The 9,894-nt window shown below is 47.4% G+C and carries 11 protein-coding genes; all 11 read left to right on the forward strand.

The annotated features are described in order from the left end of the window. Positions 1-530: 530 nt before the first annotated feature. Positions 531-968: a hypothetical protein gene (locus WCK19_RS17580; RefSeq protein ID WP_342398707.1), complete on the forward strand. Its 438-nt coding sequence runs from the start codon at positions 531-533 to the stop codon at positions 966-968. Continuing rightward, complete coding sequence (locus WCK19_RS17585) at positions 949-2,472, forward strand: terminase family protein (RefSeq protein ID WP_342398708.1); 1,524 nt, start codon at positions 949-951, stop codon at positions 2,470-2,472. The genes WCK19_RS17580 and WCK19_RS17585 overlap by 20 nt, the downstream gene beginning before the upstream one ends. Positions 2,473-2,616: 144 nt before the next feature. Next, on the forward strand, positions 2,617-4,842 hold the full coding sequence (locus tag WCK19_RS17590) for a portal protein (RefSeq protein WP_342398709.1): 2,226 nt from the start codon (positions 2,617-2,619) through the stop codon (positions 4,840-4,842). Then, entirely contained in the window at positions 4,839-5,204 is a 366-nt protein-coding gene (locus WCK19_RS17595; RefSeq protein WP_342398710.1) for a DUF5856 family protein, read from the forward strand. The genes WCK19_RS17590 and WCK19_RS17595 overlap by 4 nt, the downstream gene beginning before the upstream one ends. A gap of 295 nt (positions 5,205-5,499) precedes the next feature. Continuing rightward, on the forward strand, positions 5,500-5,793 hold the full coding sequence (locus tag WCK19_RS17600; RefSeq protein ID WP_342398711.1) for a hypothetical protein: 294 nt from the start codon (positions 5,500-5,502) through the stop codon (positions 5,791-5,793). Positions 5,794-5,835: 42 nt separating this feature from the next. Continuing rightward, complete coding sequence (locus WCK19_RS17605) at positions 5,836-6,609, forward strand: hypothetical protein (RefSeq protein ID WP_342398712.1); 774 nt, start codon at positions 5,836-5,838, stop codon at positions 6,607-6,609. A 19-nt stretch (positions 6,610-6,628) separates the two neighbouring features. Next, on the forward strand, positions 6,629-7,837 hold the full coding sequence (locus tag WCK19_RS17610) for a P22 phage major capsid protein family protein (protein ID WP_342398713.1): 1,209 nt from the start codon (positions 6,629-6,631) through the stop codon (positions 7,835-7,837). A gap of 54 nt (positions 7,838-7,891) precedes the next feature. Further along, positions 7,892-8,314, forward strand: a complete 423-nt coding sequence (locus WCK19_RS17615; RefSeq protein WP_342398714.1) for a hypothetical protein — start codon at positions 7,892-7,894, stop codon at positions 8,312-8,314. A 52-nt stretch (positions 8,315-8,366) separates the two neighbouring features. Beyond that, entirely contained in the window at positions 8,367-8,549 is a 183-nt protein-coding gene (locus WCK19_RS17620; RefSeq protein ID WP_342398715.1) for a hypothetical protein, read from the forward strand. Then, on the forward strand, positions 8,546-9,256 hold the full coding sequence (locus WCK19_RS17625; protein WP_342398716.1) for a hypothetical protein: 711 nt from the start codon (positions 8,546-8,548) through the stop codon (positions 9,254-9,256). The genes WCK19_RS17620 and WCK19_RS17625 overlap by 4 nt, the downstream gene beginning before the upstream one ends. Beyond that, on the forward strand, positions 9,257-9,894 hold a 638-nt coding region (locus tag WCK19_RS17630; RefSeq protein ID WP_342398717.1), incomplete at its 3' end, for a hypothetical protein.

Raw genomic sequence — 9,894 nt, forward strand, 5'->3', positions numbered from 1 at the left:
GTATAAATAGTCATTAATTAACCCCTTCATTTTTCATGATGTATACTGTATGTGTGTACAGTAGTATTGTGTGTAGGAATGGCAACTTTTCCGCGATGACAATAGTGCCCACATTGCCTACAATTCAACACCCGCGCATTTTTCCACAATGTTAGTTAGTGCTTACTAACCAAATGTTAGTTAGTGTTTACTAACTAAAATCTGACTGGCAATTATTGCCCACAATTCTAGTTAGTTAGTGCCCACTAACCAGGGCTGCAAAGTGAGTGCTCACTAACTTGTATGTGAGTGCTCACTAACTTAATCTTTCTTAATGTAAGTTAGTGCTCACTAACTTTGTATGTAAATGCTCACTAACTTGGTGCAAAAATCCTTTCGGCTAGAGGCCCCCGCCCAGGGCCTTGGCTTGGCCGTAAAGGCTACGGTAGGGTCCACAAACAATTTTTTTTTAGTTTTTATTTTTACAAAACACGGCGTAGGCAAGGTAGGTAATGTAGACAACCAAAAAGAAGTCGTGGTATAACACCACCATGTTTAAATCATTACCATTCACAGCGCGAACGGTCAAGGCTACGGAAGCCAGACTGACTGCTATATATGAAGCAGCAGTTATGGGGTTAAAGGGTGATTCATTAGCACTGGCGTCTGGGATGCTACCTTCCGAGTATAGACAATTATGCCAACTTGACCCACTGGCCGAAATGGCGGCGCAAAAAGGCAAAGCCGATTCAGAGTTTGCCGCCGCGTCTAAATTAAGACAGGCGTCAGAAAGCGGCGATGCTAAGGCGAGCTTGGCAATCTTACAGCATGTGCATGGGTGGACTGCCAAGACTGAGATTAGCGTAGACGTTTATCAGAAGATTAGTGTGCTGTCTGCACTTGAACAAGCCCGCGCTAGAGTAATTGAAGGGCAGGCTACCGAAGTGCTCCCCATGTCCATAGGACAAAATGCAACAGCCAATCTATAAGTCGGACGAAGAACAGAAGTTAATGGTTGAGCTATGGTCACCGGCCATAGCTGACGATCCAGAAGCGTTTGTTTTGTTCGCGTTTCCTTGGGGGCAAAAGAACACCCCGCTGGCAAACTTCAAAGGACCGCGTAAATGGCAACGCGAGGTGTTAAGGGGACTCGCGGCCCACATTAAGAATAATAAGGGCAAGGTTCAGATGGACACCTTGCGAGAGGCGATCTCATCAGGCCGTGGAATTGGCAAATCGGCGTTGGTTAGTTGGTTGGTATTATGGATGCTGACCACACGGATTGGTGGTTCGGTTATTATTAGTGCTAACTCCGAATCGCAGTTACGATCGGTAACCTGGGCAGAACTGACCAAATGGTCGGCAATGACCATTAACAATCATTGGTTTGAGATTAGCGCAACCAAGCTCGTGCCAGCGCAATGGCTCTGTGAATTGGTCGAACGCGACCTAAAAAAAGGCACACGTTATTGGGCAGCAGAAGGCAAACTGTGGTCGGCTGAGAATCCAGACAGCTACGCAGGGGTACACAACCAAGATGGCATGATGTTAATTTTTGACGAATCAAGCGGTATTCCTAATCCTATCTGGGAGGTAGGCGCAGGGTTCTTTACGGAAAACACCGCCGACCGGTACTGGTTCGCGTTTAGTAATCCACGACGTAATGAAGGGTATTTCTTCGAGTGCTTCCACGCCAAACGGGCGTTTTGGAATACTCGGCAAGTAGACGCCCGCACAGTGGAAGACACAGACAAACAAGTGTATGAGCAGATTATAGCTGAATACGGCGAAGATTCCCCTCAAGCAAAGGTTGAAGTCTATGGCGAATTTCCAGATGCAGGCGAAGATCAATTCATTCAACCAATGCTGGTGGATGACGCAGCAAAAAGAACACGATATAAGGACCTTACGGCCCCCATCATTTTGGGTATCGACCCGGCGCGAGGAGGCGCAGACTCAACCGTTATCGTTGTCCGGCAAGGGCGTGACTTGGTGGCCATTAAGCGCTATTCGGGCGAAGATACGATGACCATAGTAGGACGGGTAATCGACGCCATAGAAGAATACAAACCAACGCTTGCAGTTATAGACGAAGGTGGGTTAGGATACGGAATACTTGACAGATTGGTAGAACAGCGTTACAAGGTGCGAGGAGTTAATTTTGGTTGGAAAGCCAAGAACTCCATTATGTGGGGTAATAAGCGGGCAGAAATGTGGGGCACCATGAAGGATTGGTTGAGAACCGCCAGCATACCGACGGATCGTCAACTCAAAGCGGATTTGGTAGGCCCAATGAAAAAGCCTAATAGTAGTGGGACCATTTTTCTGGAAGGAAAAAAGGAAATGCGTAACCGAGGTCTAGCTTCTCCTGATGCTGCTGACGCATTAGCGGTTACTTTTGCTTTTCCGGTTGCCCACCGCGAACATAGCCTAGCCCCACGCCGTACTTTTTCATCTTCCCAAAACGTAGTTAACTCATGGATGGGGTCCTAACATGCCACTCGTCAAATCAAAATCACCAATGGCTTTTCGTAAGAACATTAAGGCCGAAGTTGCCGCTGGCAAACCTATCAAACAGGCCGTAGCGATTGCATATTCGGTCAAACGTGCTGCGACGGGCAAAAAGAAGGGCAAATAGTGGCTTATCAAGATACAGGTGTTAACGAAGCAGGCGCTGTATCCAGTGGCGGGTCTAAAAGCGACCGCGACGATGCTGAAGTATTAACGCTGATGCGAACACGTCTGACAATGGCCATCGCGGCCCTGTCCGACAGCCGTGAAGATGAGTTGGATGACCTTAGATTTAGGGCGGCGAGTCCTGATAACCAATGGCAATGGCCTGCGGATGTATTAGCAACTCGTGGCGCCGTACAAGGTCAGACTATTAACGCGCGGCCTTGCTTGACCATTAATAAACTGCCGCAGCATGTGCTTCAAGTGACCAACGACCAACGGCAGAATCGGCCAAGCGGTAAAGTGATCCCTGCGGATGACAAAGCCGACGTAGAAGTAGCCGACATATTCAACGGAATCGTACGGCATATCGAGTATATTTCAGACGCCGACGTAGCTTACGATACGGCTTGCGATAATCAGGTGACGTTTGGTGAAGGGTATTTTCGTATTCTGACCGAATACTGCGACGATGCTAGTTTTGACCAAGATTTAAGAATTGGACGTATTCGAGATAGTTTTAGCGTTTATATGGACCCAACCATTCAAGACCCTTGCGGTTCGGATGCTGAGTGGTGCTTTATCAACCAAGAGATTACCAAAGAAGAATACGAGCGCGAATATCCCGACGCGGCAACGCTATCTAGCCTGCAATACGGGGTGGGTGACGGGCAACTAAACGCTTGGATTAACCAAGACACTGTGCGGATTGCGGAGTATTTCTACGTAGAACACGTAGCAAAGAAACTCAACCAATACCATGGTGGAATCTCCGCTTTAGCCGGATCGCCAGAAGCCAAGCAGGCTGAGTTAATGGGCTTGAAACCCATTAAACAACGCGACGTGGATATTAGAATCATCCATTGGTGCAAGACCAACGGCTTTGAAATGTTGGATAAGCGCATCTGGCCAGGCAAATGGATACCGGTAATCCGTGTAGTCGGCAACGAATTTGAGATTGATGGCCGCATGTATGTTAGCGGGATAGTTCGCAACGCCAAAGACGCCCAACGCATGTACAACTATTGGGTTAGCCAAGAGGCAGAAATGCTTGCTTTGGCACCTAAAGCACCATTTATTGGCTACGGCGGGCAGTTTGAAGGCTACGAACAGCAATGGAAGACCGCAAATACGACAAATTGGCCGTATTTAGAGGTTAATCCTGACGTTACGGACGGTCAGGGCGGTGTTTTACCGCTTCCAATGCGAGCACCACCACCTTTGCCCCAAACAGGGCTTATTCAAGCCAAGATGGGCGCGTCTGATGATATTAAGAGTTCGACAGGGCAATATGACTCCAGTCTCGGTGCAACGAGCAACGAGCGTTCTGGACGGGCTATTTTGGCTCGGGAAAAACAGGCCGATACGGGCACTTATCATTATATTGACAACTTGGCTCGCGCTATTCGCTATGGCACCCGTCAATTAGTGGACCTGATCCCTAAGATATACGACACGCAACGAATCGCCCGCATCATTGGTATTGATGGCGAAACCGAACAGGCCATGATTGACCCTAGTCAAAACGTACCAGTGCGTAAGATTCAAAACGAGCAAGGCATTGTTATTAAGAAAATCTACAATCCTTCGGTGGGTAAGTACGATGTGGCCGTTACAACGGGCCCGTCCTACATGACCAAACGTCAGGAAGCCTTGGATTCAATGGCTCAGTTGTTGCAAGGCAATCCGGGCTTGTGGGCCGTGGCAGGCGATCTGTTTGTGAAACACATGGATTGGCCAGGGGCACAAGAGATGGCGGCTCGTCTGGCTAAAACCATTGATCCTAAACTATTAGCTGATGAAGACGAATCACCGGAAATGCAAGCCGCTAAAATGCAAATCCAAGGCATGACACAGGAAATGCAACAAATGCACGGCATGTTGCAAAATGTCGGCAAGTCAATGGAAGCCCAACAATTGCAGATTAAGCAGTTTGACGCGCAGGTTAAAGCCTACGACGCCGAAACCAAACGTTTGCAAGCCATTGGTGCCAACATGACGCCCGAACAGATACAAGATATAGTCATGGGAACGGTCCACGGCATGATTAGTAGCGGTGATTTAATATCTGAAATGCCTGGACGAGATGTTGACATGCCGGGTATGCAAGAACAACCCAATGAAGCTATGGAACAACCGCCTCAAGGTATGCCGCCGCCCCAAATGATGCCCCAAGGAGCACCACAATGAAATCCGCTGCCGATTTTGTAGGAACATTGTTTTTGGCCAGAGATGTGGCCCACAGTGTTCATTTAAACACCCGTAGTTTTTCTAAACATATGGCGCTGAACATTTTTTACGATCGGATTATCGACGCGGCAGACGATTTTGCAGAGGCTTATCAAGGTCGGCATGGCTTAATTGGCCCAATATCCTTGATGTCTGCTAAAAAAACCACTAATATTATCGAGTTTTTACAGGATTCGTTGCAAGAAATTGAAAGTTGCCGGTATGATGTAGTCGATAAAACGGATATGTCATTACAGCAATTAATCGACAATATTATTGAAATTTATTTGCGAACGCTCTACAAACTGCGCTTTTTGGCATAGGACAAATCATGGCCTCAAATTACCTAAACATTAGCGCAACCACGCAAATTAAAGTTGGTGCTGGCAAGCTCAAAGGCATTATGTGTAGCACCGCGTCAGCTACGCCGACCATTGCGGTTTATGATTCAGCAACGGCGGGCACTAACGCAACCACAATAATTGCTGAGTTTGTGCCCGGCCCGCACACAATGTATCCCCTGACGGGAGATGACGGCGGTATTTGGTTTAGTAAAGGTTTATATGTAGTGATCGGTGGCACCGTCGGTGTTACGTTCATTTACGAATAGGAACGAATATGGCCTATTATTATCAGTTAAGCGTAACTGCCAGTGTGCCGAACAAAACCACCATTAAAACGGGTTTTGGCAAATTAAAAGGCATATTTTGCAGTTCTGCCTCGACTACCCCTCGTGTAACAGTTTATGATTCTGCGACGCAAACCGCCGCAGATGGCACCATTATCAGCCTATTAACCCCCCAAGCAAGTGAAAATTACCCGTTAAGCGGCGCGGATAGTGGGATTGGATTTAGCCGCGGCCTGTATGTGTTAACTACTGGCACAATGGAATTGACATTTATTTATGAGTAACCGCACTGGCGCGGTACGCCAGGGATTCTAAGGAATCAAGCCATGTCTGAAGAAGTAATAGCGGAAGCACCCGCGCCGGAACAGGTTGCTACGGCAGCACCTGAACCCGTAGTAAATGCGCCGGAAGCAGCAGAAGTATCCGAAGGTGAGCAAAAGGAACCTCCGAAGGTATTTACCCAAGAGGATTTGGACGCGGCCATCGGTAAGAGGCTTGCAAGAGAACAGCGAAAGTGGGAACGTGAACAGCGAACGGTGGAACCTGCGAGAGCAGCCACACCAGTAACGCCAGATCAGTTTGCTACGACCGATGCGTATGTCGATGCTTTGGCAACGCAAAGAGCGCAACAACTGATAGAGCAACAGACGTTACAGAGACAACAGCAAGAATTTGTTTCTGCTTATCACGATCGTGAAGAAGACGCGCGGAGTAAATACGATGACTTTGAACAAGTCGCGTATAACCCCAAACTTCCAATTACGGACGTAATGGCACAATCAATTCAAGCATCGGACGTAGGACCAGATGTTGCATATTATCTGGGCGCAAATCCAAAAGAAGCTGCTCGTATTTCTAAATTAGCACCTTTTTTGCAAGCGAAAGAAATAGGACGTTTGGAAGCCAAAGTGGCTGCTGAACCTGTTACAAAACGTACATCTAATGCACCTGCGCCGATTTCACCCGTTACTGCTCGCGGAGGTCACTCCGGCGGTTTCGATACTACAGACCCAAGGTCAATTAAAACCATGACCACAAGCCAGTGGATTGAAGCTGAAAGACAGAGACAAGTGAAAAAGCAGGAAGCAAGAACCCGCTAACTACTTTTAGGAGTTTTTCATGGCTAACAGCCTACTTACTATTGATATGATAACAAGAAAGTCTCTCGAAATTCTCGAGAACAATCTTGTAATTTCCCGCAATGTTAACAAAGAATACGATGACAGCTTTGCTGTTGAAGGCGCCAAAATTGGCTCAACCTTGCGTATTCGTTTACCCGATCGCGCTTTGGTGACTGACGGTGCCGCCCTGCAAGTTCAGGATGACAACGAACAATACACCACGTTGACGGTTTCTAGCCAGAAGCATATTGGCATTAACTTTACGTCTGCCGAATTGACCATGCAATTGGATGATTTTGCTGAACGTGTGTTAAAGCCTCGTATTAGCCAATTGGCATCGAGTGTTGATGCTGACGTCGCTAACGCATACAAGTCAATCTATTCTTCGGTTGGCACTCCTGGCACCACACCTGCTACGTCACTCGTTCTGTTGCAAGCGCAACAAAAATTGAGCGAATATGCTACCCCAATGTCCCCACGTTACGGGACCGTAAACCCTGCTGCTAACGCAGCTTTGGTAAACGGCATGACTGGTTTCTTTAACCCGACGGGCACAATTTCTCGTCAGTTCAAGACCGGTATGATGGGTGAGGGTGTTCTTGGCTATGACGAAATCAATATGTCACAGTCAATTGTCAGCCACACCACAGGAAGTTTGCCTGGTTCGCCCATTTGCGCGTCTACCGTGCCTTCAGCTCAAGGTGCTACGACACTGGATATTACTTATTCCAGCGCAACCAAAACCATCAAACAAGGTGACATTTTCACCATTGCTGGCGTGTATGCGGTTAACCCGCAAACCCGTCTTAGCACTGGTAGCCTGCAACAGTTTGTCGTAACCGCTGACCAGACCTTGACCAGCACCTCGGCTACTATTGCGTTCTCGCCACCTATGTATACCGCTGGCAATGCGTTGGCTACGGTTGATGCGTTCCCCGCCGCGTCGGCTGCATTGACGTTCTTGGGTACTGCATCTACCACATACCCGCAAAACTTGGTTTATCACAAAAATGCAATTACATTGGCTACCGCCGATTTGTTGCTACCCCAAGGTGTGGATATGGCTTCTCGTCAAGTGCATAACGGTATCTCTATGCGTATCGTGCGCCAATACGATATTAATAACGATCGTATGCCTTGTCGTGTCGATGTGCTGTATGGCTATTCAGTCATTCGCGCACCAATGGCCTGTCGTATCTGGGGTTAATCAAACCGCCTCCGCTTAACGCGGGGGCAATTCAACATTTTAGGAGTAATAATTATGGCACTTCCTTCAGTCGGTGGCGGCTATCAGTACACTGATGGCAACTTAAATGAACAAGTAATGGAAACCCAAGCAGCGCCCGCAACGGCAACTGCAACCGCAACGTTGACTGTTGCTCAACTTACCGCTGGGCTTTTAGTATGCGATCCATCTACTTCGGCGGCGTCCTACACGATGCCTACCGCGGCAGCGATCGACGCTGTGATGACCAACATGAAAACTAACAGTTGTTTTCTGTTGAACGTCGTTAACTTGGGTACTAGTTCTGGAATTCTGACGTTTGTTGTTGGCACCGGTATCACTTCGGTTGGTAACCTTTTGGTTGCTATTACCGGCAGTGCGGCTGGTGTTGGCGGCGCGGCTCAGTTCTTGTTCCGCAAAACGGGCACCGCTGCTTACTCAGTTTACCGAGTAGCTTAAGCAATAACACCTCGCGGTGTAACAGCCGCGGGGTGGTTTTTAAGGATTTAATATGGTTATCTATTTGCGGCACCCCGATCACGGTACTAAGGTCGCAATTGCGGAAGCCGAAGCAATATACGATGAAAAGCACGGTTGGGAGCGTTTTGATGTAAACTCTCCAGAATTAGATAATATAGTGGTCAATGTTTTAGCTAAACCCCGTGGGCGTACTCGCAAGGAGATACCTGCATGACAACGGCTGGCGATCAGATTAATGGTGCCTTGCGGCTTATAGGCCAATTAGCTGAAGGTGAAACACCTTCCGCGGCTACGGCGCAAGATTCGCTTACGGCGTTAAACCAGATGATCGACAGTTGGTCTTCTGAGCGTTTATCGGTATTTTCCACCCAAGATCAGGTGTTTAGTTGGCCCCCTAATATTAAAAGTCGCACTTTAGGCCCAACCGGTGATTTTGTGGGTAATCGACCTGTTTTATTGGATGATTCAACTTATTTTCGTGATCCAGGCAATAACATTAGCTTTGGCATTAAGATTATTAACCAACAACAATACGATGGTATTGCGGTTAAAACGGTTACTTCGACATATCCACAGGTTATTTGGATTAACATGGATATGCCCAACATTAATATGTATGTTTATCCAGTGCCTACCAAAGTGCTTGAATGGCACTTTATTAGCGTTACGGAACTGGTTGAACCGGCTACTTTAGCCACCAATTTTGTGCTTCCACCGGGCTATTTAAGAGCTTTTCGTTTTAATTTAGCTTGTGAAATAGCGGCTGAATTTGGCGTAGAACCGCCGCCCCAAGTGCAACGGATTGCTATGGCATCCAAACGTAATATCAAACGAATTAACAATCCTGACGATATTATGTCTTTGCCTTACAGCATTGTGGCTACTCGGCAACGCTTTAACATTTTTGCCGGTAATTATTAATTGAAAACGCCGATCCTTGGTGGCTCGTATGTAACGCGTTCGGTGAACGCGGCCGACGCTCGAATGGTCAATCTTTTCCCCGAGGTAATTCCCGAAGGCGGCAAAGAACCGGGGTTTTTATCCCGTTGTCCAGGTCTTAGCAAATTAGCTACTGTAGGCACGGGTCCCATACGGGGGCTTTGGACGTACGGCGGTGTAGGCTATGTAGTATCGGGCAATCAGTTTTACAGCATTGATACTAGCTGGAACGCTACACTTATAGGCAATGTAACAGGGTCAGGGCCGGTCAGCATGTCTGACAATGGTATTCAGTTATTTATCGCTTGTAATCCTCAAGGATTTATTTATAACAACGCGACTAAACAATTTGGACAAATTACCGCTACGGCTTTTGCTGGCGCGGTAACGGTCAGTTATATAGACGGTTATTTTGTATTTAATCAGCCAAATAGCCAAATATTTTGGATTACATCTATTTTAGATGGCACTTCTATTGATCCATTAGATTTTGCTAGCGCGGAGGGTTTTCCCGATCAGTTAGTCTCCTTAATTGTAGACCATTTGGAAATATGGTTGTTTGGTAGTAATTCGGTAGAAGTCTGGTACGACGCAGGCGCGACACCATTTCCTATGGCGCG

The organism is Candidatus Chlorohelix sp. (assembly GCF_037138995.1).
Taxonomy (GTDB): Bacteria; Chloroflexota; Chloroflexia; order Chloroheliales; family Chloroheliaceae; genus Chlorohelix.

Bases quoted from the DNA above. Each gene is read 5' to 3' on its own strand.
- WCK19_RS17580 (WP_342398707.1), top strand. From the start codon at position 531: ATGTTTAAATCATTACCATTCACAGCGCGAACGGTCAAGGCTACGGAA.
- WCK19_RS17585 (WP_342398708.1), top strand. From the start codon at position 949: ATGCAACAGCCAATCTATAAGTCGGACGAAGAACAGAAGTTAATGGTT.
- WCK19_RS17595 (WP_342398710.1), top strand. From the start codon at position 4,839: ATGAAATCCGCTGCCGATTTTGTAGGAACATTGTTTTTGGCCAGAGAT.
- WCK19_RS17600 (WP_342398711.1), top strand. From the start codon at position 5,500: ATGGCCTATTATTATCAGTTAAGCGTAACTGCCAGTGTGCCGAACAAA.
- WCK19_RS17605 (WP_342398712.1), top strand. From the start codon at position 5,836: ATGTCTGAAGAAGTAATAGCGGAAGCACCCGCGCCGGAACAGGTTGCT.
- WCK19_RS17610 (WP_342398713.1), top strand. From the start codon at position 6,629: ATGGCTAACAGCCTACTTACTATTGATATGATAACAAGAAAGTCTCTC.
- WCK19_RS17615 (WP_342398714.1), top strand. From the start codon at position 7,892: ATGGCACTTCCTTCAGTCGGTGGCGGCTATCAGTACACTGATGGCAAC.
- WCK19_RS17620 (WP_342398715.1), top strand. From the start codon at position 8,367: ATGGTTATCTATTTGCGGCACCCCGATCACGGTACTAAGGTCGCAATT.
- WCK19_RS17625 (WP_342398716.1), top strand. From the start codon at position 8,546: ATGACAACGGCTGGCGATCAGATTAATGGTGCCTTGCGGCTTATAGGC.